The 21,732-nt window shown below is 66.9% G+C and carries 21 protein-coding genes; 3 read left to right on the top strand and 18 right to left on the bottom strand.

From position 1 onward, the window contains the following. Positions 1-4: 4 nt before the first annotated feature. From ACNQPB_RS14265 to pyrR, 4 genes are read right to left on the bottom strand one after another with little or no spacing between them, the layout of a single operon-like run. The gene (locus tag ACNQPB_RS14265; protein WP_498752731.1) at positions 5-523 is read right to left on the bottom strand and encodes a PH-like domain-containing protein; all 519 of its coding nucleotides are present in this window, start codon (positions 521-523) and stop codon (positions 5-7) included. Next, positions 523-1,860: a dihydroorotase gene (locus ACNQPB_RS14260; protein ID WP_498752729.1), complete on the bottom strand. Its 1,338-nt coding sequence runs from the start codon at positions 1,858-1,860 to the stop codon at positions 523-525. Before ACNQPB_RS14260 ends, ACNQPB_RS14265 begins: the two co-directional genes overlap by 1 nt. Next, on the bottom strand, positions 1,860-2,867 hold the full coding sequence (locus ACNQPB_RS14255) for an aspartate carbamoyltransferase catalytic subunit (RefSeq protein ID WP_498752728.1): 1,008 nt from the start codon (positions 2,865-2,867) through the stop codon (positions 1,860-1,862). The genes ACNQPB_RS14260 and ACNQPB_RS14255 overlap by 1 nt, the downstream gene beginning before the upstream one ends. Then, positions 2,864-3,445, bottom strand: a complete 582-nt coding sequence (gene pyrR / locus ACNQPB_RS14250) for a bifunctional pyr operon transcriptional regulator/uracil phosphoribosyltransferase PyrR (protein WP_498752726.1) — start codon at positions 3,443-3,445, stop codon at positions 2,864-2,866. Before pyrR ends, ACNQPB_RS14255 begins: the two co-directional genes overlap by 4 nt. A 190-nt stretch (positions 3,446-3,635) precedes the next feature. Here pyrR and ACNQPB_RS14245 point away from each other — a divergent pair, with 190 nt between their 5' ends. Further along, positions 3,636-4,889, top strand: coding sequence for a PrsW family intramembrane metalloprotease (locus ACNQPB_RS14245; RefSeq protein ID WP_498752724.1), 1,254 nt, complete (start codon positions 3,636-3,638; stop codon positions 4,887-4,889). 84 nt (positions 4,890-4,973) lie between these two features. Here the strand turns inward: ACNQPB_RS14245 and nusB are convergent, their stop codons facing one another. The 14 genes from nusB to ACNQPB_RS14175 form a co-directional block, all read right to left on the bottom strand. Further along, a complete protein-coding gene (gene nusB / locus ACNQPB_RS14240; protein WP_498752722.1) occupies positions 4,974-5,384 on the bottom strand; it encodes a transcription antitermination factor NusB in 411 nt (136 codons plus the stop codon). Then, positions 5,384-5,947 (bottom strand): elongation factor P, encoded by a 564-nt coding sequence (gene efp / locus ACNQPB_RS14235; RefSeq protein ID WP_498752720.1) that lies wholly within the window; start codon positions 5,945-5,947, stop codon positions 5,384-5,386. The genes nusB and efp overlap by 1 nt, the downstream gene beginning before the upstream one ends. Before the next feature lie 158 nt (positions 5,948-6,105). After that, positions 6,106-6,627 carry a tetratricopeptide repeat protein gene (locus ACNQPB_RS14230; protein ID WP_498752718.1) on the bottom strand — a complete coding sequence of 174 codons (522 nt, stop codon included), beginning with the start codon at positions 6,625-6,627 and terminating at the stop codon, positions 6,106-6,108. After that, the gene (gene aroB, locus ACNQPB_RS14225) at positions 6,624-7,715 is read right to left on the bottom strand and encodes a 3-dehydroquinate synthase (RefSeq protein ID WP_498752716.1); all 1,092 of its coding nucleotides are present in this window, start codon (positions 7,713-7,715) and stop codon (positions 6,624-6,626) included. Before aroB ends, ACNQPB_RS14230 begins: the two co-directional genes overlap by 4 nt. Continuing rightward, positions 7,712-8,230 carry a shikimate kinase gene (locus tag ACNQPB_RS14220; RefSeq protein ID WP_498752846.1) on the bottom strand — a complete coding sequence of 173 codons (519 nt, stop codon included), beginning with the start codon at positions 8,228-8,230 and terminating at the stop codon, positions 7,712-7,714. The genes aroB and ACNQPB_RS14220 overlap by 4 nt, the downstream gene beginning before the upstream one ends. A 47-nt stretch (positions 8,231-8,277) precedes the next feature. Then, entirely contained in the window at positions 8,278-9,477 is a 1,200-nt protein-coding gene (gene aroC, locus ACNQPB_RS14215; RefSeq protein WP_498752715.1) for a chorismate synthase, read from the bottom strand. 26 nt (positions 9,478-9,503) lie between these two features. Next, on the bottom strand, positions 9,504-10,361 hold the full coding sequence (locus ACNQPB_RS14210) for a shikimate dehydrogenase (RefSeq protein ID WP_498752713.1): 858 nt from the start codon (positions 10,359-10,361) through the stop codon (positions 9,504-9,506). Beyond that, entirely contained in the window at positions 10,358-12,154 is a 1,797-nt protein-coding gene (mltG, locus tag ACNQPB_RS14205) for an endolytic transglycosylase MltG (protein WP_498752712.1), read from the bottom strand. The genes ACNQPB_RS14210 and mltG overlap by 4 nt, the downstream gene beginning before the upstream one ends. Beyond that, the gene (ruvX, locus tag ACNQPB_RS14200; RefSeq protein ID WP_498752845.1) at positions 12,135-12,740 is read right to left on the bottom strand and encodes a Holliday junction resolvase RuvX; all 606 of its coding nucleotides are present in this window, start codon (positions 12,738-12,740) and stop codon (positions 12,135-12,137) included. Before ruvX ends, mltG begins: the two co-directional genes overlap by 20 nt. A gap of 11 nt (positions 12,741-12,751) precedes the next feature. Beyond that, positions 12,752-15,430: an alanine--tRNA ligase gene (gene alaS, locus ACNQPB_RS14195; RefSeq protein WP_498752710.1), complete on the bottom strand. Its 2,679-nt coding sequence runs from the start codon at positions 15,428-15,430 to the stop codon at positions 12,752-12,754. A 109-nt stretch (positions 15,431-15,539) separates the two neighbouring features. Next, the gene (locus ACNQPB_RS14190) at positions 15,540-15,752 is read right to left on the bottom strand and encodes a hypothetical protein (protein ID WP_498752843.1); all 213 of its coding nucleotides are present in this window, start codon (positions 15,750-15,752) and stop codon (positions 15,540-15,542) included. A gap of 53 nt (positions 15,753-15,805) precedes the next feature. Continuing rightward, entirely contained in the window at positions 15,806-16,180 is a 375-nt protein-coding gene (locus ACNQPB_RS14185; protein WP_498752709.1) for a DUF948 domain-containing protein, read from the bottom strand. A gap of 144 nt (positions 16,181-16,324) precedes the next feature. Beyond that, positions 16,325-16,945 (bottom strand): 30S ribosomal protein S4, encoded by a 621-nt coding sequence (gene rpsD / locus ACNQPB_RS14180; protein ID WP_498752707.1) that lies wholly within the window; start codon positions 16,943-16,945, stop codon positions 16,325-16,327. A gap of 225 nt (positions 16,946-17,170) precedes the next feature. Beyond that, positions 17,171-18,583, bottom strand: coding sequence for a replication-associated recombination protein A (locus ACNQPB_RS14175; protein ID WP_498752841.1), 1,413 nt, complete (start codon positions 18,581-18,583; stop codon positions 17,171-17,173). 49 nt (positions 18,584-18,632) lie between these two features. Between ACNQPB_RS14175 and ACNQPB_RS14170 the strand changes: the two genes are divergently transcribed. Both ACNQPB_RS14170 and ACNQPB_RS14165 read left to right on the top strand, forming a co-directional pair. Continuing rightward, the gene (locus ACNQPB_RS14170; RefSeq protein WP_498752705.1) at positions 18,633-19,319 is read left to right on the top strand and encodes an acVLRF1 family peptidyl-tRNA hydrolase; all 687 of its coding nucleotides are present in this window, start codon (positions 18,633-18,635) and stop codon (positions 19,317-19,319) included. A 121-nt stretch (positions 19,320-19,440) separates the two neighbouring features. Further along, positions 19,441-21,729, top strand: coding sequence for a WD40/YVTN/BNR-like repeat-containing protein (locus ACNQPB_RS14165; RefSeq protein ID WP_498752703.1), 2,289 nt, complete (start codon positions 19,441-19,443; stop codon positions 21,727-21,729). Positions 21,730-21,732 lie beyond the last annotated feature (3 nt).

Genomic DNA, 21,732 nt, shown 5'->3' with positions numbered 1-21,732 from the left:
TGTCTTACTTTCCACTATCGGCTTGCGCCTGGGGGTTTGCGGAGATCAATTCTTGGAGTGCGTCGATGAACGGCTGCTTGTCGGCGGCATGCCTGGTACGGAACCCCGTGTCCAGGGTGCGGCTTCCCAGGGTCCAGCTGATGACCACGAGCCCGTCCTTTTCGACGAACTTGCCGGCCATCCCGCTGTCCTGGCGCTGGGCAAGGAGTGCCGCCCGGGGCACGAACAGCGGCGGGAAGCCTTCACGGTCGAACAGCACGCCTTCCGGGTGCACGCTGGCTTCGGCGTTGCCGCGGAAGCCCAGGCCGTGGACCGCGATCCGGTCCAGCCAGTCCCCCGCCGTCGTGCTGGCCACGTACTGGCCCTCGACGACGACGGCGGCCGCGCCCAGTTCCGCCGGAACTGCCGGGGGCTGTTCGACGTCGGCCTGCCGCCGGAGCCGGGAACGCCAGCCGAGCGCGATGAGCACGAAGGCCACGGCGCACAGGCCCACGACGAGCAGCAGGGAAGCGAGCTCGTTCATCAGTTCCCGCTGACCGCGCCGGCGGTCTCCGGGTGGCGGTAAGGTACGTTCAGCTTGCCTTCGAGCACCGTGGGGTGGCCCTTGAAGAAGGTGGCGATCACCGCGCCGGGCAGTTCCCTGCCCTTGAACGGCGAGTTCCGGCCCATGGTGGCCATCTTGTAGGGATCCACCGTCCAGCGGGCAGCGGGGTCCACGAGGATGATGTTGGCCGGTTCGCCGGCTTCAAGCGGGCGGCCCTGGTCTTCCAGCCGGCCGATGCGGGCCGGAACCGTGGAGGTGACGCGGGCGAAGTCGGCCCAGCCCATCAGGCCGGTTTCGATCATGGTTTCCTGCACCACGGACAGCGCCGTTTCCAGCCCGGTCATGCCCATGGCCGCCTGCGCCCATTCGCATTCCTTGTGCTCGCTGGGGTGCGGGGCGTGGTCGGTGCCGATGACGTCGATGGTGCCGTCGGCGAGGGCGGCGCGCAGGGCCAGGACGTCGGTTTCGGTGCGCAGCGGCGGGTTGACCTTGTAGACGGGGTCGTAGCTGCGGACCAGTTCGTCCGTGAGGAGCAGGTGGTGCGGGGTGACCTCGGCGGTGACGTCGATGCCGCGGGACTTGGCCCAGCGGATGATCTCCACGGAACCGGCGGTGGAGACGTGGCAGACGTGCAGCCGGGAGCCGACGTGGTGGGCGAGCAGGACGTCGCGGGCGATGATGCTCTCTTCGGCCACGGCCGGCCAGCCGCCCAGTCCGAGCACCGCGGAGACGGCGCCTTCGTTCATCTGGGCCCCGTCCGTGAGGCGCGGTTCCTGCGCATGCTGGGCCACGACGCCGTCGAAGGCTTTCACGTATTCCAGGGCGCGGCGCATCAGGACCGGATCGTGGACGCAGATGCCGTCATCGGAGAAGACCCGTACCTGTGCCCGCGAATCGGCCATGGCGCCGAGTTCGGCGAGCCGCTCGCCGGCCAGGCCCACCGTGACGGCGCCGACCGGGCGGACGTCCACCCAGCCGGAGGCGCGGCCGAGGCTATGCACCTGTTCGACGACGCCGGCGGTGTCCGCCACCGGGTTGCTGTTGGCCATGGCGTGGACGGCGGTGTAGCCGCCCAGCGCGGCCGCGCGGGTGCCGGTCTCAACGGTTTCGGCGTCTTCACGGCCCGGTTCGCGCAGGTGGGTATGGATGTCCACCATGCCGGGCAGGGCGACGAGGCCGGCGGCCTCGATGACGGTGGCGTCCCCGGCGTCCAGATCCTTGCCCCGTGCGGCGATGACGCCGTCGCGGATGAGCAGGTCCTCAGCGTCCCCCCCGAGGATGGCAGCGCCACGGATCAGGTAAGTGTTCTCTGCCATCAGTGGCTCTCCTTGGTCGACTGGGTGGATGCGGGGACTGTTTCGCGGGTGTCCCCGGAAAGCAGCAGGTACAGGGCGGCCATGCGGACCGAGACGCCGTTGCGCACCTGGTCCAGGACCGTGGAGCGCGGGGAATCGGCGGCAGCCGAGGAGATTTCCAGGCCGCGGTTCATCGGACCCGGGTGCATGATGATCGTGTCCTTGAGGCCGAGTTCGTCCAGGGCGCGCAGGCGGGTGTCGTCGAAGCCCCAGCGCCGGGAGTATTCCCGGGTGGACGGGAAGAACGAGGCGTTCATGCGTTCGCCCTGGACCCGGAGCATCATCATCGAGTCCACGCCGGCCTGCAGCGTGTCGTCGAGGTTGTAGCTGACCTTGCAGGGCCATTCCTCGACGCCGATCGGCAGCAGCGTGGGCGGTGCCACCAGGGTGACATCCGCGCCGAGGGTGCGCAGCAGCCAGACGTTGGAGCGGGCCACACGGGAGTGCAGCACGTCGCCGGCGATGGCCACGCGCATGCCGTTCAGGTCCGTGCCCTGGGATTCCGTACCGTGCAGCCGTGCCCAGTGGCGGCGCATGGTAAACGCGTCCAGCAGTGCCTGGGTGGGGTGTTCGTGCGTGCCGTCACCGGCGTTGATGACGGCGGCGTCGATCCAGTCGGTGGCGGCCAGGCGGTGCGGTGCACCGGAGGCCCAGTGCCGGATGACGACGGCGTCCGCGCCGATGGCGGCAAGGGTCTGCGCCGTGTCTTTGAGGGATTCGCCCTTGGACACCGAGGAGCCCTTGGCGGCGAAGTTAATGACGTCCGCGGACAGCCGCTTCGCGGCGGCCTCGAAGGAGATGCGCGTGCGGGTGGAGTCTTCGAAGAAGAGGTTTACCACCGTGCGGCCGCGCAGGGCCGGGAGCTTCTTGACTTCGCGTTCGCCGACGGCGGCCATTTCCTCGGCGGTGTCCAGGATGCGGATTGCGTCAGCGGCGCTGAGGTCCTGGGTGGACAGGAGGTGCTTCATGCGCCGGCCTCGATCACTACCTCGTTGACCGGGGCACCGTCGACGGCGTCCAGTTCCTCAAGGTGCACGCGCACCTTTTCGGAGGATGCGGTGGGCAGGTTCTTCCCCACGTGGTCGGCCCGGATGGGAAGTTCGCGGTGGCCGCGGTCCACCAGGACGGCGAGGCGGACGATGCGCGGACGGCCGAGGTCCACGATAGCGTCGAGGGCGGCGCGGATGGTGCGTCCGGAATACAGGACATCGTCGATCAGCACCACGACCTTGTTGTCGATGCCCGACTTCGGCAGCCTCGTGGGGTACGGGGGGCGGGCCGGCTGGCGGGAGAGGTCGTCACGGAACATCGTGACATCAAGCTGGCCGACGATCGCGGCGGCGTCGACGGAGGGATCCGCGGCGGCGATCTTGCTGGCGAGGCGGACCGCCAGCGGGTAACCGCGGCGTGGGATGCCCAGCAGGACCAGGTCCTGGGATCCCTTGTTGGCCTCGAGGATCTCGTGGGCGATACGAGTGAGTGCACGGTCAATATCGGCCTGGTTCAGTACAACCCTGGACGGTACCGGTGCTGCGACGTCAGTCATCGCTCGTCTCCCCTTTCCCCGCCTCACAGGACGGAATTAAAAAAGGAACAATTGCCTTCCAAAAGTATCACAGCAGTGCCTCCCGGCCGCCGGTGTGAAGGCCGCCGTCGTGAGTTTTCGCTCACAGGGCCGGGCCGCGGCTGCGAGGCCCGCTTTTGGCCGGGCGGCCGCGGCAAATAGGCTCATTCCCATGACGATGAACCACCCCGGGCAGCACGGGCGCCCGCAGCCGGATCCCCGGGTGCTCATGGAGGCAGGCGTTAATCCGACGTGGTTCGGCCGCGTCGACCCGCGCAACTACCAGCCGGCCCCGGGCACTCCCGGCGGCGTACCCGGCCAGCCCTGGCTCCCGCCGCTGTATGCCCCGCGACGCCGGACGGCGGGTACGCTCCCCCTGCTCATCGCCGGCGGAATCCTGGCGTTCGCGAGTCTCCTGCTGATCGTGCCGTTCCTGCTCGGAAACACCGGCATCGCCGGCTTCGGGATCGGTTTCATCGCGTCCCTGCTGCCGCTTTCGGCCGTGCTGCTGACGGTCTCCTTCATCGACCGCTGGGAACCGGAGCCCAAGCGGCTGCTGGGCTTCGCGTTCACGTGGGGCGCGGCAGTGTCCATCGCCGGCACGCTGCTGATCCAACCGCTGTTCGCCTTCGCGGCGCCACGGACGAGCGAGGCGGAGTACCGCCTCTTCATGGCAACGGTTGAAGCGCCGGTCGTGGAGGAGTTCACGAAGTCGCTCGGGCTCCTGCTCCTGCTGCTGGCTGCCCGCAAATACTTCGACGGCCCGGTGGACGGCGTGGTGTTCGCCTTCACGATCGCCGGCGGCTTCGCGTTCACGGAGAACATCCTCTATTTCGGCCGGGAGATCGCCGATTCCACGGATCCGAGGACGGACCTGGTGCGGATCTTCATCCTGCGCGGCATCATGTCGCCGTTCGCCCATGCCATCTTCACCGGTACCACGGGCCTCATCATGGGCTTCGCCGCCCGGAAATGGCACACGGGCTACTCAGTCTTTGCATTCTTCGTGGGCCTGCTTCCGGCGATGTTCCTGCACAACCGCTGGAACAGCATGGGCGGGGATTTCCTGGTCCAGTACGTCCTGGTGCAGGTGCCGCTCTTCCTTGCCGCCGCCGTCGGGATCATCCTGCTGCGGGTCGCCGAAAGCAAGCTGACCCGGCAGCGGCTGCTCGAATATGCCCGGGCCGGCTGGTTCTCCCCGGTGGAGGTCGACATGCTTGCCACCGCGCGCGGCAGGCGGCAGGCCATCCGCTGGGCGCAGGGCCGCGGCCGCGAGGCGCAGATGCGGCAGTTCGTCAAGGCGGCCACGGCGCTTGCCTGTACCCGGCAGCGCATCCTGAGCGGACGTGATGTCCGCCAGCACCAGGGGGACGAGGTCCGCCAGCTGGCCGAGGTTGCCGCCCTGAGGGCCGCCGTGCTGGGCTGAGGGCCCGCGCGGAAACGGCGGGAAAGGCAAAGGAGGCGGACATCCCTTACGGGGATGCCCGCCTCCTTTTGCGTGCTGCGGACGCTAGGCCAGCAGCGAAGGCTTCAGCTTCTGGAGCCGGCCGAGGAGTCCGTTGATGAATGCCGGGGACTCATCGGTGGACATGGTCTTCGCCAGTGCGACCGCTTCGCTGACGGCAACGCCGTCCGGGACGTCGTCGTTGTAGAGCAGCTCCCAGGCGCCGATCCGCAGGATGATCCGGTCAACAGAGGGCATGCGCTCAAGGGTCCAGCCCTGGGCGTACGTCTGCAGGAACTCGTCAATGGTGGCCTGCATGGCCAGCACGCCCTCCACAATGTCCATCGTGTAGGGGTTGACTATGAGGTCCATCTTTTCGCGCCGGGCTTTGATGACCTCAAGCGCCGGGGCGGAACGCTGTTCCGCCTCGAAGAGCACTTCGAGGGCCCTGGTGCGGGCCTTGCCACGGGCGCTCACTAGTCGTTGACCCGGCCCAGGTAGCTGCCGTCGCGGGTGTCGACCTTGACCTTGGTGCCCTGCTCCAGGAACAGCGGAACCTGGATCTCGTAGCCGGTCTCCACGGTGGCAGGCTTGGTGCCGGCGGAGGAGCGGTCGCCCTGCAGGCCGGGCTCGGTGTAGGTGATTTCGAGGACAACGCTCGGCGGCAGTTCCAGGTACAGCGGGGCACCCTCGTGCATGGCGATCAGGACCTGCTGGTTTTCCAGCATGAAGTTCTTGGCATCGCCGACGACCTCACCGGAAACGGTCAGCTGGTCGTAGTCCTGGATGTCCATGAAGACGTAGTCGGCGCCGTCCTGGTACAGGTAGGTGTAGTCGCGGCGGTCAACCGTTGCGGTCTCGATCTTGGCGCCGGCGTTGAAGGTCTTGTCGACCACCTTGCCGGAGAGAATGTTGCGCATCTTGGTGCGGACGAAGGCGCCGCCCTTGCCCGGCTTGACGTGCTGGAACTCGATGATGTTCCAGAGGTTGCCCTCAAGCTTCAGGACGGTTCCGTTCTTGATGTCGTTTGTGGTAGCCACTCGTATCCTCTTGGTTTCTCGCGCAGACCGCTATGCCCGCCAGGTATGCCATACAGGCCGCCAGCGCTTAATTGTCAAAAATCCCGTACTTCGTGAAAAGTCCACAACCATTCTAGCGGCAATGTTCAGATGCCGCGGTCCGGGGCCGTCCGGCCGGCTCAGGAAGCCAGTTCGAGCACGTTCCGCGCGCGCTGCAGGGCAACGGCCGAGGAGTAGATCAGGGACGCGTCCGCGGCTTGGGCGACCCGCAGGTCCAGCGCCTTGGAGAAGGATTCAGCTGCGGCGGCCACATTGCCGGCCACGAAGTAGGCCCGGCCCAGGAACTGGTGGACCAGCGGTTCGCGGCTGGTACCGTGCACTTCGCCCAGAAGCTGCCGGAACAACTCCACGGCGCGGTCGAAACGGTTGGTGGCGCGGTGGAGTTCGGCCTCGTAGATCCGCAGCTTGAAGGACTCCGGGTCGTGGCAGCGCGCCTCGGCCAGTTCCTCGGCGGCGTCGCCGAAGTGGCCTTCCAGCAGCAGGGCCATGATGCGGTCGGCCGGGTCCGTGGATTCGGCGAGGGCAGCTTCCATGGCGTCTTCGTTGACCACATGCGGCAGCAGGGTGTCCGGGTTGACGCGGACGCCGGGGAACCCGGCGGTGGGCCAATCCGTCATGCCATCCGGGGTTGTCGGTGTCATGATGCGATTTCCTGGTAGGCGGCAAACAGCAGGGAGGTGTCCGGTACATCAAGGATGCCGGGCTTGGCGATGCCGTCGAGGACCACGAAGCGCAAGAGGTCGCCGCGGGATTTCTTGTCCCGCCGCATCCCGTCGAGCAGTCCTTGCCAGCGGTCCTTGCGGTAGGTGACCGGCAGCCCGAAGCCTTCAAGGATGCTTCGGTGCCGGTCGGCGTCGGCGTCGGAAAGCCGCCCGACACTGCGGGAGAGTTCGGCGGCGAACATCATGCCCACCGACACAGCGGCGCCGTGGCGCCAGGAGTAGCGTTCCACCAGTTCGATGGCGTGGCCCAGCGTGTGGCCGTAGTTGAGGATTTCCCGAAGGCCCGATTCCTTGAGGTCCTCGGAAACCACTTTGGCCTTGACCGCGATGGCCCGTTCGATGAGTTCACGGACGACGTCGGACTCCGCGTCCAGTGCTTCGGAGCCCTTGTTTTCGATCAGGTCGAGGATAGCGGGATCGGCGATGAAGCCGCATTTGATGACCTCCGCCATGCCGGAGATCAATTCGTTCTTCGGCAGGGTGCGCAGGGTGTCGAGGTCGGCCAGGACGGCGGCCGGCGGGTGGAACGACCCCACCAGGTTCTTGCCCTCGGCCGTGTTGATGCCGGTCTTTCCGCCCACGGAGGCGTCCACCATGCCGAGCAGGCTGGTGGGCATGTGGACGACCTTCACGCCACGCAGCCAAGTCGCGGCCACAAAGCCGGCGAGGTCGGTGACGGCGCCGCCGCCCACGGACACCACCGCGTCGGAGCGGGTGAAGTCGTTCTGGCCCAGCACCTGCCAGCAGAACGCGGCCACCTGGATGTGCTTGCCTTCCTCGGCGTCCGGGATTTCGGCCGTGACGGCGGTGAAGCCCGCGGCGTCGAGTTCGGCGCGCACGGCGTCACCGGTGAGGCGCAGCGCCCGGGGGTGGATCACGAGGACGCGCTTGACCCGCTCCCCCAAGGTTTCCGGGAGGGAAGACAGGAGACCGCGCCCGATCACGACGTCGTAATTGTCGTTGGCAGCCTGTCCGGTGACCTTGATGATTGTCGATCCAGTGCTCATTGTTGAACTTCCTCTTTCAAGGCCATGAAGCTTTGCAGCGCTTCTTCCACCCGGAGGGCGATCTCCGGGACGGTGCCGCTGCGGACGTCGATGGTGATGTCCGCCAGGCGGGTGTAGACCGGCTTCCGGGTCGCGAACAGCGCCTCCCAGCGGGCCATGGCGTCGCCGGCAAGCAGCGGGCGTCCGCTGTTCCGGGAGATCCGTTCGGCGACCGTGTCCGCGTCGCAGTCAAGGTAGACGGCGGTGCAGCCGGCCAGCAGCTGCTGCGTCCCCGAATCGAGGACTGCACCGCCCCCCAGCGAGATGACGGCACCGCCCTGACGCGAACCTTCGACGGCGCGCGCCACCGTGCGCGCCTCGATTTCACGGAAGGCGTGCTCGCCCCGGCCCGCGAAGATGTCGGCGATCGCACCGTGCTGTTCGACGACGACGGCGTCGGTGTCGATGAACGGCAGGCCCAGGTGCTGTGCCAGCTGATGACCGATGACGGACTTGCCGACAGCCATCGGTCCCATCAGGACGATGACGGAACGGTCGCCGGCACCGGAGTTACCACGGACCACTAGTTGCCGACCGTGTCCAGGGTCGCCGGGATGTTCTCCAGGTAGGCCTTGAGGTTGCGGGCGGTTTCGGCCACGGAGTCGCCACCGAACTTCTCAGTAACGGCTTCAGCGAGCACCAGGGCCACCATCGCTTCGGCGACCACGCCGGCAGCGGGGACGGCACAGACGTCCGAGCGCTGGTGATGGGCCTTGGCAGCTTCGCCCGTGCGCACATCGATGGTCTTCAGGGCGCGCGGCACGGTGGCGATCGGCTTCATGGCAGCCCGGACGCGGAGCACCTCGCCGATGCTCATGCCGCCTTCGACGCCGCCGGCGCGGTTGGTCTTGCGGATGATCCGGCCGTTGTCGTCACGGACGATCTCATCGTGGGCTGCCGATCCACGGCGGGCTGCGGTCCGGAAACCGTCGCCGACTTCCACGCCCTTGATCGCCTGGATGCCCATCAGGGCGGCGGCGAGCCGTGCGTCCAGGCGGCGGTCCCAGTGGACGTAGCTTCCCAGTCCCGGCGGCAGGCCGTAAGCAAGTACCTCGACGACGCCGCCGAGGGTTTCGCCTTCCTTGTGCGCCGCATCCACCTCGGCCACCATGGCGTCCGAGGTTTCACGGTCGAAACAACGCAGCGGGTCCGAATCCAGGGCCAGGACGTCGGAGGGCAGCGGCAGGGGCCGGCCTTCCGGAACCGAGACGCTGGCGATGGACACGGTGTGGCTGACGAGCTCGATGCCGAGCTGCTTGAGGAAACGGGCGGCGACGGTGCCCAGGGCAACGCGCGTGGCGGTTTCGCGGGCGCTGGCGCGCTCCAGGACCGGACGTGCCTCGTCGAAGCCATACTTCTGCATGCCGGTGAAATCGGCGTGGCCGGGGCGCGGGCGGGTCAGCGGGGCGTTACGGGCCTGGTCGGCAAGGATCTCAGGGTCCACCGGATCGGCGGACATGATCTGCTCCCACTTGGGCCACTCGGTGTTGCCGATCTGGATCGCCACCGGTCCGCCCTGGGTGAGGCCGTGGCGGACACCGCCGAGAATGCTGACTTCATCCTGCTCGAACTTCATGCGGGCGCCGCGGCCGTAACCGAGGCGGCGGCGGGCCAGCGCTTCGCGCAGGTCATCACTGGCCAGTTCCACACCGGCGGGGACGCCTTCAACAATTCCGAGCAGTGCCGGCCCATGGGATTCTCCGGCAGTCAACCAACGCAACATATATCCAATCCTGCCATGTAAGGGGGTTAGTAGACCCGCCGGGGAAGCCCGACTGAGTCGCACATCACATCTATGACATCGGCGCCGACGTCACGGGCGCTGAACAGCCTGATCTGCTCGACCGCCTGGTACAGCAACATCTCCAGGCCCGGAACCACCGTTCCCCCGCGCCGCTGCCATTCCTCGGCGATCCGGCTGGGCCATGGGTCATAGGCGACGTCAAGGAGCACTCCGCCGGCAGAGTCCGCGCCAAGGGCGGACAGCCGTTCGGCGATGCCGTCGGCCGCACGCGGCGGCAGGGTGGAAACCACCAGCCCCGCGCCGGCGATGCCTTCCGCGGCGTCCTCCATGGGAAGCAGCTCAATGGCCAGCCCGACGGCGGCGGCGGACTTGACCGCTTCACCTGCCCGTCCGGCGTCGCGCACATAGACCCGCGCACTGTCACAGCCGAGCTCGCGGAGCGCGGCGATCGCCGCGGCGGACGTTCCACCGCCACCCAGCACGACGGCGTCGGGACGCTCAGCGACGCCCGCGTAGCCGACAGCCCGGACGATGCCGGCAACGTCGGTGTTGTAGCCGATCCGGCGGGGCGTCCCGCCGTCGTTCTCGAATGCGACCGTGTTGATCACGCCAAGGTGTGCACCGGCACCCCTGACTTCGTCTATTTCCGCCATCATGGCGGTCTTGAGCGGCATGGTCACGGACAGGCCGCACCACTCCGGCTGGCCGGCGATGCCGGCCATGAATTCCGGCAGTTGCCCGGCGGTCACGTCGATCGCCGTGTAGCTGATGTCCACTCCAAGCTGAGCGTACGCGGCGCGGTGCAGGGCCGGGGACTTCGAATGGCCGATGGGGTGCCCGAGAACCGCCGCGCGGCGGCTCATACACACCGTCCCGGATTGGCGGTGCACCACGCGGTGTACAGGGCGACGTACTTGTTGTGCTCGGCCAGGGTGCTGGAGAACTTCGTTTCCTTGGTGTCCAGGTTGATGGTCACCCAGTACAGGTAGTTGTTCGCAGCGGGCTTGGCAGCGGCGTCGATGGCGGTCTTCCCCGGTGAACCGATCGGTCCGACCGGAAGACCGGCGTTGGCGTAGGTGTTGTAGGGGTTGCCCTTGTCCGCCTTCTGTTCATCGGTCAGGTGGAAGGTCTTGGTGCCCAGGCCGTAGGTGACGGTGGCATCGGACTGGATCAGGCCGTTGGTTTCTTTGTTGCTGGGCTTGAGCCTGTTGTAGATGGCACCGGCAACGTTCCGGTAATCCGCCTGGCCGCCTTCGGCCTGCACGATGCTTGCCACGATGATGGTCTGGTACTGCTTGGTGGGATCCGTGATCCCCTGCGCCTTGAGTTCGTTCATGGTGCCCGTGACAAGCTTCTGGAGGATGTCCTTGGCACTGGTGCCCAGCGGGAAGCGGTATTCTCCCGGAGCGAGGAAGCCTTCAAGATTCTTCGCCTTGGCGGGCACCCCGAACTGCGCCGGGCTGTCACTCAGCGATTTGAGCTGCTCCAACGGGATTCCCGAGCCCTGCGCAATGGCATCCAGTGACTCTCCGATGCGCAGCCCCGCGCTCAGGGCGAAGTAGATGACCTTGCCGGCATCGTTCTTCACCAGGACCGCCACGGCATCCGAATTCTTCATTTCCTTGCGGAACGTGAACTCACCGGGCGACAGTTCTCCGCCGGAGGCCGAGAACGCCTCAAGGAAACTGCTGGAATCGGCCACGATTCCTTCGCTCTGCAGCTGATCGGCGACCTGCTTCGGCCCGGCGCCAGGCATTACCGTCACCGAAACCGTGCCGGTTCCGGGCCCGGGGTAATCCTTCAACCTGTCCATGCCGAGCAAGGGCTTGAGCAGCTGCGCGCCAAGCGCGACGGCCGCGACGAACACTACGAACGTCAGGAACAACGCGAGGCCGCGACGACGGCGGCGCACCTTCTTGGAAGGCTGGGGGTGGGCGTCGACGGAGGCCAGCACCGGGTGCGGTTCGTGATCGTCGTGGTGGAGCTCCTCGTGGAAGTTCCCATACCCGGCGTCATGGTGCTGTGCATCGTCGTAGTGGACGGCGTGCGGATCATCGAAGGTATAGGTGGCCTCACCGGCATGCAACCCGTGGCCGTCGTGGCCATGGAACGCAGCGTGGTCCTGGCCGGCCGGCTCTTCAATGGGTTCGCGGTAGGCGGCGGGTTCCGGATGCGCCACGGCTCCCCGCTCCTCGTCGTAGCCCACATACTCCGCATGCACAAGCGGCTCCGCGTGCACAAGCGGCTCCGCGTGCACAAGCGGCTCCGCGTGCACAAGCGGCTCCGCGTGCACAAGCGGCTCCGCGTGCACGGCAGGATCGGCGTACACAACAGGATCCGGATGCAGGGCAGCGTCTTCTTGCACGGCAAAGCCTTCTTGCACGGCAGGTTCCACGTACTCCGGCAACGCGGCATGTGCGCCGTGCCCGGCATGCCCGGGAACCTCCGGGTGCCCGACAGGCGCCGGAGAACCAGCGGCTTCGGGAACCTCGGGGGCCGGGCCGTTGGAAACGGCGGGCACTGGTGCGGGGAGGGGAACCAGCAATTGCTGCTGGGTTTCCAGGTAGCGCTCCCTGGCACGCATTTCCCGGCGCGTCAGGGGACGTCCGTCGGGCTCGGGTGTTTCACCGGAGGGGTCATGATTGACCGGGCTCACGATTGCCTTCCGCTCGTTGGAAATCTGTCTCAGTTGCTGGACCAGACCCGTCCGCGCCGGCTCCCCCGGGCTGCACAGACTTCTCGGCCGGCGCGGGCGCCAACACGCGCCGGCCGACATCCTGGCCTCTGGATTTCTGCATCTCGATGGCGTGCTGCAGGATTCCGGCCGCAGCAAGCTGATCCACCACTTTACGGTGATCTTTGCCGCTCAATCCAGCTTCATGCAGGCTCCGGTGCGCCGAAACCGTGCTGAGGCGTTCGTCGATGAGGTTGACGGGAACATCCAAACCGGCGCGTCCAATGGCCTCCGCGAGCAGCAGCGCATAGTCGGCGGCCATCCGGGCGGACGGCCCTTCCTGGCCTTTCAAGGTCCGCGGAAGCCCGACGAAAATTTGCACGGCACCGCGCTCCGCTGCCTGCTTGACGATGACTCCGACGTCGGAATTCTTCTTCACGTCCCGGCTCAACGTCCTGATCGGAGTGGCCAGGATGCCGTCCGGGTCGCAGGCCGAAAGCCCGACCCGGACGGTTCCGACGTCGACCCCCAGTTTCACGCCCCGGGGGTAGGTACTGTTGTCCGGCATGGAGTCCGGGATCACCGCGCGGTGATCGCGTCCACGACGGCGGTGAGGGCGGCCCCGACCTTGGCCGCGTCCGTGCCGCCGCCCTGGGCGACGTCGTCCTTGCCGCCACCGCCGCCGCCGAGTATCCCGGCGGCCACGCGCACCAGGGCACCGGCTTTCACGCCGGCACTGCGGGCGGCTTCGTTGGTGGCCACGATGATGACCGGACGGTCGTTGCTGACGCCGGCCACCGCCACGGTGGAGGCTTCCGAGCCGAGGCGGTTGCGCAGGTCCATCGCGAGGCCGCGGAGGTCGTCCGCTCCCCCGACCTGGCCGGCGTCGTGCGCGATGACACGCACGCCCGCGGCGTCCCGGGCGCTGGCAAGAAGGTTCGCGGCCTGCGCGGCGAGCTGCTCCTTGCGGAGGCGGTCGAGTTCTTTCTCGGTGGCCTTGAGCTTGTTCAGGGTGGCCGAGATCCGGTCGGCGAGCTGACCGGACGGGACCTTGAGCATTTCGGTCAGTTCGGTGACGAGGGCACGCTCAGCGGCGAGGTGGCGGAAGGCGTCAAGGCCGACGAAGGCCTCGACGCGGCGGTTTCCGGACCCCACGGACTGCTCGCCCAGCAGCGAGAGGCTGCCGATCAGCGAGGTGTTTGCCACGTGGGTGCCGCCGCAGAGTTCCCGGGACCAGGCGCCGTCGATCTCGACAACGCGCACCTCGCTGCCGTAGTTCTCGCCGAACAGGGCCATGGCCCCAAGGGCCTTGGCCTCGGCCAGGCCCATGACCTTGGTGTCCACGCGGAAGTTGTTGCGGATGGCAATGTTCGAGACTTCTTCGATCTCGGACCTTGTGGCGGGGCTAAGGCCCTCGCCCCAGGCGAAGTCGAAGCGCAGGTAGCCGGCCTTGTTGAAGGAACCCCGCTGGGTGGCCTCCGGGCCGAGGATCTGGTGCAGGGCGGCGTGCACGATGTGCGTGCCGGTGTGCGCCTGCTCGGCGGCATGGCGGCGTTCGCGGTCGACGGCGGCGTGCACCAGCGAGGATTCGGCGATCTCGCCTTCGCGGACGATCGCCTTGTGCACGCTCAGGCCCTTGACCGGGCGCTGCACGTCGAGGACCTCGACGACGAAGCCGTCGCCGGTGATGAGGCCCTGGTCTGCGGACTGGCCGCCGGCCTCGGCGTAGAACGGGGTTTCGGCGAGTACGAGCTCGATCTCGTCGCCGGTGGAGGCGTGGCCGAGGCGCTTGCCGCCGCTGACGATGCCGCGGACCCGGGACTCGCTTTCCAGCTCACCGTAGCCGGTGAAGACGGTCGCGCCCTCGCCCAGGAGTTCCTGGAACACGGCGACGTCGGCGTGGCCGCCCTTCTTGGCCTTGGCATCGGCCTGGGCCCGCTGGCGCTGTTCGAGCATGAGGCCACGGAATCCGGCTTCATCGACCTTCAGCCCGGCTTCCTCCGCCATTTCGAGGGTGAGGTCGATCGGGAAACCGTAGGTGTCGTGCAAGGTGAAGGCGTCCTCGCCCGAGAGCGGGGTGCCCGCGGCCCTGGAGGCCACGACGGCTTCCTCGAGCCGCGCGGTGCCCGAGGCGATGGTGCGCAGGAACGCCCTTTCCTCGGCGTAGGCGATGCGGCTGATGCGCTCGAAGTCGGTCTCCACCACGGGGTAGACACCCTTCATGGCGTCGCGGGAGGCGGGGAGCAGATCGGGCAGGCAGGCCTTTTCGACACCGAGGAGGCGCATGGCGCGGACGGCGCGGCGGATGAGGCGGCGCAGCACGTAACCGCGGCCCTCGTTGGAGGGGACCACGCCGTCGGAGATCAGCATGAGGGCGGAGCGGATGTGGTCGGCCACAACACGCATGCGGACGTCGTCGGTGTGGTGCGGGTCGTCGTCGGACTCGGCCGAGGTGTATTCCTTGCCGGAGAGCTCGGCGGCTTTGTCGATGACCGGACGGACCTGGTCGGTCTCGTACATGTTCTCGACGCCCTGCAGGATCATGGCGAGGCGTTCCATGCCGAGGCCGGTGTCGATGTTCTTCTTGGGCAGTTCGCCCACGATGTCGAAGTCCACCTTGGAGCGCACGTTCTCGATCTGGTACTGCATGAAGACCAGGTTCCAGATTTCGATGTAGCGGGTTTCGTCGGCGATCGGGCCGCCCTCGACGCCGTATGCAGGGCCGCGGTCGTAGTAGATCTCGGAGCACGGGCCCGCAGGGCCGGGCTGGCCGGTGGACCAGTAGTTGTCGGCCTTGCCCATGCGCTGGATGCGCTCGGCCGGGATGGCGGTGTTCTTCAGCCACAGTTCCTTGGCTTCGTCGTCCTCTTCGTAGACCGTCACCCAAAGGCGCTCGGCAGGCAGGCCGTAACCGCCGTCGTCAACGCTCCTGGTGAGCAGTTCGAAGGCGAACTTGATGGCGTCTTCCTTGAAGTAATCGCCGAAGGAGAAGTTGCCGCACATCTGGAAGAAGGTGCCATGGCGGGCGGTCTTGCCCACTTCTTCGATGTCGCCGGTGCGGATGCACTTCTGCACACTCGTGGCACGATTGAAGGCTGGCTCTTCGCGTGCGGTCAGGTACGGGATGAAGGGCACCATGCCGGCCACGGTGAAGAGCAGCGAGGGGTCGCTGGACACGAGCGACGCCGAAGGAACAGCGGTGTGGCCCTTGCTGACAAAAAAGTCCACCCAGCGCTTGGTGATCTCCTGCGACTTCATTAGCTGATTACTTACCCTTCTGAAACCTGACTCAATGCGCGGGCGGCAGATGCCATTCCCGCAGCTTCCAATTCTGCCCTGTTGTTGGCGGTAGGGCGAACCGCGGGGCCTAGCGGCGGGTGGCGCCGTCGTCCTCCAAGCCCAAGGCGGCCCGGAGCTCACTTTCCCGTTCGCCCATTCCTGCCCGCACGGCATCGGCGAAGTCGTAAATGCCGTCGGCCAGCCTGGCCACGGCTCGGTTGAGGCCTTCGGGGCCGAGGCCGTCCTTGGCTTCGCTGATCTTTCGGAACGCGATCACGCCGATCGCAACGCCGATTCCCATCCAGACGATTCTTTTCACGATGTTCCTGACTTACGGGTCCTGGTTGATGCGGTTCAGCGGCTGCGGCGGCCGGATGCGGGTTTGCGGCGGGCGGTGAACGCGGAACGGACGCCGTAGCTGAAGGCAGCGACCTTGATGAGCGGGGATCCGAGCGTGGCAGCGACCAAGGAAGAAAGGGCCGAGATGTTGGCCGAGGCGTCCGAGACGTTCGAGGCGATGCCGTCGACTTTCTTCAGCTGCTGGTTGGTGGTGGAAACGGTGGCCGTCACTTCGTCCATCAGGGGGGTGGCGCCGTCGCTGATGCTTCGGATGGAGGTGCGGACCTCGTCGAAAACCCGTCCGAGCTTGAGGATCGGCACCGCCAGCAGGAGGACGAGGAGGGCGAAAACCCCGGCTGCGATCAGTCCTGCGATATCGCCACCAGTCATGTTCTCTCATCTCCTTGCGTTACGTGTTTGGCGGGCCGGCTGCGGAAATTCCCGCGGCTGTCCTGCTGTTCTCCCCCAAGTACCTTACATACAAAGAAGCCCGCGGCGCGTGCCACGGGCTTCTTTGTATACGTTCGCTGGAATTTAGCGTGCGTAGAATTCGACGACGAGCTGCTCTTCGCAGGTCACGGGGACCTCGGAGCGCTTCGGGCGGCGAACCAGGCGGGCCTGGAGCGCGTCGATCTTGACATCCAGGTACGGCGGGGTCACGTTCAGGACGTGTGCACCTGCTGCGGCGACCTGGAACGGAGCCATGACCTCGCTGCGGCTGTGGACGTGGACGAGCTGGCCTTCGGAAACGCGGAACGACGGGCGGTCCACGCGGACGCCGTCAACCAGGATGTGGCGGTGCACAACCAGCTGGCGGGCCTGGGCGATGGTACGGGCGAAACCGGCACGCAGCACGAGGGCGTCGAGACGCATTTCGAGCAGTTCGATCAGGTTTTCACCGGTCAGGCCCTTGGTGCGGCGTGCTTCTTCGAAGGCACGGGTCATCTGGGCTTCGCGGATGCCGTACTGGGCACGCAGACGCTGCTTTTCGCGCAGACGAACGGCGTAGTCGGAGTCCTGCTTCTTGCGGGCGCGACCGTGTTCACCGGGGCCGTACGGACGGCGCTCCATGTACTTGGCGGCCTTGGGAGTCAGAGCGATGCCGAGCGCACGCGAAAGGCGTGCGGTACGGCGAGCACGAGTGTTGTTAGCCACTTGTGTCCTTCCAAATTACTGCGGTGTGTTGATGTAACTGGCCTCCATGTGGGAGAGCATCGGCCAACCGCTGCCTTTTGCTACTGCTCCGCGGCACAGCTCCGTCACAGAAATCTTCGAAGGAGGTTGCGCCCGGACCATGCCAGACAAACATCCATCCTAGCATCCCCCGGCCGGGCGCCCCGCCCGGCGCGGCGCCAAGCATTCTCTCCCGGCGCGACGCGGCTATTTCTCCCGGATGATGCGGCGCAGCTTCTCCAACCGGGTAGCCATCTCCCGTTCGGCGCCGTTCGCGGTGGGCTTGTAGTAGTCCTTGCCCACCAGGTCGTCGGGCGGGTACTGCTGGGGGGCCACTCCGTGCGGGGCATCGTGGGCGTATTTGTAGCCCTGCCCGTGCCCGAGGCCCTTGGCGCCTTGGTAATGGGCATCGCGAAGATGCATGGGGATCCCGCTGCCGAGGCCGGCCCTGACATCGGCAATCGCCGCGTTGATGCCCATATAAGCGGCATTGGACTTGGGCGCTGTTGCGAGGTGCACCACCGCTTCGGCGAGGATGATGCGCCCTTCGGGCATGCCGATGAGCTGGACTGCCTGGGCGGCCGCGACCGCGGTCTGCAGTGCGGTGGGATCGGCCATGCCAATGTCCTCGGACGCCGAAATCACGATGCGGCGGGCAATGAAGCGCGGATCCTCACCCGCTTCAAGCATGCGCGCCAGGTAGTGCAGGGCCGCGTCGACGTCCGAGCCCCTGATGGACTTGATGAATGCGCTGGCCACGTCGTAATGCTGGTCGCCCGCGCGGTCATACCGCACGGCGGCCGAATCCAGCGCGCGTTCGGTGTGCCGGAGTTCGACGACGAGCGCGGAGTCCGCGCCGGCACCCGCCGGAGCGCCGCCGTCGTCGTCCTTTTGCGGGTGGTCGTGCCGGTCACCGAAGGCGACGCCCGCGGCCGCTTCCAGCGCCGTCAGGGCCCGGCGGGCGTCGCCGGCCGAAAGCCGGACGAGATGCTCGAGCGCCTCGGGGCTCAGCTCCACCGTCCCGCCGAGGCCGCGCGGATCGCTGACGGCGCGCAGCAACAGTCCTTCGATGTCCTGATCGGTGAGCGGTTTCAAAGTGAGCAGCAACGACCGGGACAGCAGCGGGGACACCACGGAGAAGGACGGATTTTCGGTGGTGGCCGCCACCAGCACCACCCAGCGGTTTTCGACGCCGGGCAACAACGCGTCCTGCTGTGCCTTGTTGAAGCGGTGGATCTCGTCGAGGAAGAGGACTGTGGTGGTCTTGTACAGGTCCCGCGCGGTCAGGGCCTCGTCCATGACCCGGCGGACATCCCGGACACCCGCCGTGATGGCGGAGAGCTCCACGAACTTCCGGCCGGGCCCGCGTGCGATCACATGCGCGAGCGTGGTTTTGCCCGTGCCCGGAGGACCCCAGAGCAGCACCGAGCTGGGACCGGCCGGTCCCACAGCTTCGGCGCCGGCGGCGAGCTGACGCAGCGGCGAGCCTTGTCCGAGCAGGTGCTGCTGGCCGACCACCTCGTCGAGGTTCTTCGGGCGCATTCGGACGGCCAGCGGCGGGGCCTGCCTGCCCTTGTCGCCTGTGTCCTGGTCCGTGTAGCGGCCGACTGAGTCGTCCATGCTGTCGTCGCCGGAACCAAAGAGATCTTCCACACCGACTAGGCTACTCATGGATTCCGGCGAAGGAGGCATCGCAGTGGACAGCAGCCGATCCAAGGCGGCACCGTCCAGGACCGCAGTCGTTCCGGCGCCCAGGCTCGCCGGCTGGGTGGAGCGTTTCGCGGCCAGCCACGGCAGCGTCCGGGAGGAACTGTACGACGGCGGGCTGCTGCTGCGCGCGTCCGACGGCGCCACTGCGGCGCTCCAGGCACCGTGGCCTGACGACGGGCGCCCGGGACGCGGCGCCGACGGCGTGCAACGGCTCATTTCCCTCGCGTCCCAGGAACGGAAGATCGGCCTCGTCCTGGTACGGCGCGGCGGGTTCGCGGTCGGCGTCGCCAGCGGAGGGAAGCTCCTGGCCTCCAAGACCGGCAGCCGTTACGTGCAGTCCCGCTCCGCGGCCGGCGGCAGTTCCCAGCAGCGCTTCGCCCGTCGCCGCGCCAACCAGGCCGACGCCCTGGCGTCAGCCGTTGCCGCACACGCCGCCACCGTTTTCGACGGCCACGCCATCGAATACCTCCTGCCCGGCGGAGACGCTGCCCTGGCCGCGGCCGTCCTTGCCGATCCGGCACTGCGCGGGCACGCGCGCCGGAGCAGGCTGGCCTTCATGGCAGTACCGGACCCCAACTTCGCTGTGCTCCGGCAAGCGGCGCTCGATGCCTGTTCGCTCCGTATCCTGGTGACCGACCCTGACTAGGCGGCATTTTCGGGCAAGTTATCCACAAGCGGGCGTCTCCCCCGCGCGAACCATGCGCCCGGCTGCCTAGACTCCAGAAAAGCCGGGGGCCGGAGGTCCTCACAGATTTTCGGGGGAACACATGAAAACCACGCGACGCCCTCTTGCCGCGGCGGCTGCCGTACTTGTCCTTGCCCTCACGGGCTGCACCGGCGGCGGGATCTTCCAGCAGGACCGTTTGGAGTTCAATACCTCGGGTATGGACTCGGAGGCTGCGAAGACGCCGTTCGTGCGGATCGGCGCCGATGTCATTGCCAGCGACGGGCCCGAGGTAATGCTAAGCATGTCGGGCAGAGACGCAGGTGGGGCCCGTTCCGTCATCAGGCATTCTTCGGACAGTGGCAAGAGCTGGGAAGAAGTCCGGTTCGGCGGCAGGGAGGCGAAACATGCCCCGAACAGTTTCGAGCACGCAGGCAAAGAATGGCTTGCCCTCGCCCAGGAAAACACCCGGCTGATGCCCTATGTGAGCACGAACGGGCGGGAATTCACGGCCATCGGAAAAGGAATCGTGCTGGATCCTCAATACGACGGCGCGATGGCGTTTCGCCTGGGCCAGGACTGGGCAGTGCTCAGCAAGTCGGATGGCGCCTTCCGCGTGCACCGCAGCAACGGCGACGCCGAGTGGACCACCGTCAAGGCGAAGGGGCTTCCGGTCGGTCGCGGGATCCACCTGCTCGCTGCGGCGAGCAACGGCACCACCATGATCCTCGCCGGTCAACGGGGCGACGCATCAGGGGCGATCGACGCCATTGCCTATTCCTCGGCTGACGGCGGTTTGAGCTGGAAGGACATCAGTCCTGATGCATCCAAAATCGCGCCAGGCAACAGCGGTTTCCGGGCCGCGCATTGGGATGGCAAGGCGTTCCGGCTGCTGGGCTTCGGGTACCCGCCCGTGACTGCCTACGGACTGCAGACCGCGGAACGCCAGGCGCGGGGTCTGGACGCTCACTGGGTCCCGGGCGGCAAATGGACCCTGGCCGTCGACGCGCAGTGGGCGGACGGGAAGGAACAGTTCCCCACGGTTAAGGAATTTACGGGGTCCGACTCCCGGCAGGCATTGATGACCCGCACCGGGGACGGGACGCTCGCCGATTACCGCCTGTTCGAGCGTCGTGGCGCGCAGCCATGGAAGCAAGTGCATGTACCGGCGCCGGACAAGGGCCAGCACAATTATCTCGCCGACGTTGCCCAGGTCGCTGACGGCACGCTCGTCGCCAGCACCGTCTCCGGGAAGGGGACCGTCGCCCCGAAGGTACTGCTGCTGGACGGAAAGGGATCAGCCCAGGACCGCACCCCTTCGCTGGCCGGCCCTGTTCCGGAATCGCCGGCGCTGAGCCAGTTTGCTGTATCCGAGGGAACCCTGCTCGCCCTGGGTTCCCGTGGTTTGGATGCCGGACTGTGGAGATCGGAGGACGGAAGGAACTTCAAAGACCGTACGGCGCTGAAACTCGCCGGGCCGCAGATTCTCTCCGGCCTGAGCAGCACAGTCCATGGGGAATTGCTGTTCGGGTACGAGGACGCATGGAACAGCACAAAACCCCTCTTGTGGACGCGGAAACCTGGCGGTGACTGGTTCTCCTACAACGGCGATGTGTTCGGGGCGAGAAGCCCGCGGGACACTCCTCCGGTGAACGCAGCATTGGCCACCTCCCGTGGCTTCCTCGCAGCGGGAAGTCATCCGGATGCACGGCAGATTTCCACCAGTGCGGCCTTGGCCATGTCCAAGGACGGACGAACCTGGACGAGGATCACTGTGCCTTCCTTTGAGGGGAAGTACGACAACGACCGCGCCATCCACGCCTTGGCGGAAACCTCCGGAAAGACACTGCTCGCCGGTGGCTTCATGGAAAAGGACGTCAAGAACGCCCCGGTGGTCTGGCGCTCGACGGATGCGAAGACTTGGGCACCGGTGGCTCTGGCCAAGGTCCCGGGATACACCGACTCCGAGGTCCTCGCGCTTGAGTCCGGTACGAAGACCACCGTGGCGTTGGTGTACGCGCAACAGGAAGGCAAGGGAACGCGCTACACCCTCTACCGCAGCACGGACCAGGGCAAGGGCTGGACGGCCGGCACCGCACTGCCCGAAGCCCTCGGCGAAGCCGCCTACGGCTCAGTCCATCTCCTCAGCGACGGGGACGGCTTCGCTGTCGTCGGGACGCAAGGAACGGCGCAGGATCGCAAACCATTCCTCTACACAAGCCCGGACGGCACGGCGTTCCAGCCCAAGGAGCTCAAGCACGAGGCGCTCTCGGGCGAAAACCTGGACATCGGAGCAGCCATCATCCACGATGGCAAACTCCTTTTCAGCGGTTTCGCGGGAGCACCCGGCGACCGCAAGCAATTCGCCCTCACCTTGGAGGTGCCCCGGTAATTG

This window comes from Curtobacterium sp. LFS079, assembly GCF_047977865.1.
Classification (GTDB): Bacteria; Actinomycetota; Actinomycetes; order Actinomycetales; family Micrococcaceae; genus Arthrobacter.
Note: the sequence above shows the minus strand (reverse complement) of the source record. Positions and strands in the feature narration are given on the sequence as shown.

Coding starts and splice junctions, on each gene's coding strand:
- ACNQPB_RS14220 (WP_498752846.1), bottom strand. CDS start 8,230: ATGGGACCGATGGCTGTCGGCAAGTCCGTCATCGGTCATCAGCTGGCA.
- pyrR (WP_498752726.1), bottom strand. CDS start 3,445: ATGACTGACGTCGCAGCACCGGTACCGTCCAGGGTTGTACTGAACCAG.
- ACNQPB_RS14265 (WP_498752731.1), bottom strand. CDS start 523: ATGAACGAGCTCGCTTCCCTGCTGCTCGTCGTGGGCCTGTGCGCCGTG.
- ACNQPB_RS14210 (WP_498752713.1), bottom strand. CDS start 10,361: ATGAGCCGCCGCGCGGCGGTTCTCGGGCACCCCATCGGCCATTCGAAG.
- ACNQPB_RS14255 (WP_498752728.1), bottom strand. CDS start 2,867: ATGAAGCACCTCCTGTCCACCCAGGACCTCAGCGCCGCTGACGCAATC.
- ACNQPB_RS14175 (WP_498752841.1), bottom strand. CDS start 18,583: ATGGACGACTCAGTCGGCCGCTACACGGACCAGGACACAGGCGACAAG.
- ACNQPB_RS14260 (WP_498752729.1), bottom strand. CDS start 1,860: ATGGCAGAGAACACTTACCTGATCCGTGGCGCTGCCATCCTCGGGGGG.
- ACNQPB_RS14170 (WP_498752705.1), top strand. CDS start 18,633: ATGGATTCCGGCGAAGGAGGCATCGCAGTGGACAGCAGCCGATCCAAG.
- alaS (WP_498752710.1), bottom strand. CDS start 15,430: ATGAAGTCGCAGGAGATCACCAAGCGCTGGGTGGACTTTTTTGTCAGC.
- ACNQPB_RS14185 (WP_498752709.1), bottom strand. CDS start 16,180: ATGACTGGTGGCGATATCGCAGGACTGATCGCAGCCGGGGTTTTCGCC.
- ruvX (WP_498752845.1), bottom strand. CDS start 12,740: ATGCCGGACAACAGTACCTACCCCCGGGGCGTGAAACTGGGGGTCGAC.
- aroC (WP_498752715.1), bottom strand. CDS start 9,477: ATGTTGCGTTGGTTGACTGCCGGAGAATCCCATGGGCCGGCACTGCTC.
- ACNQPB_RS14245 (WP_498752724.1), top strand. CDS start 3,636: ATGACGATGAACCACCCCGGGCAGCACGGGCGCCCGCAGCCGGATCCC.
- ACNQPB_RS14230 (WP_498752718.1), bottom strand. CDS start 6,627: ATGACACCGACAACCCCGGATGGCATGACGGATTGGCCCACCGCCGGG.
- ACNQPB_RS14165 (WP_498752703.1), top strand. CDS start 19,441: ATGAAAACCACGCGACGCCCTCTTGCCGCGGCGGCTGCCGTACTTGTC.
- aroB (WP_498752716.1), bottom strand. CDS start 7,715: ATGAGCACTGGATCGACAATCATCAAGGTCACCGGACAGGCTGCCAAC.
- ACNQPB_RS14190 (WP_498752843.1), bottom strand. CDS start 15,752: ATGGGAATCGGCGTTGCGATCGGCGTGATCGCGTTCCGAAAGATCAGC.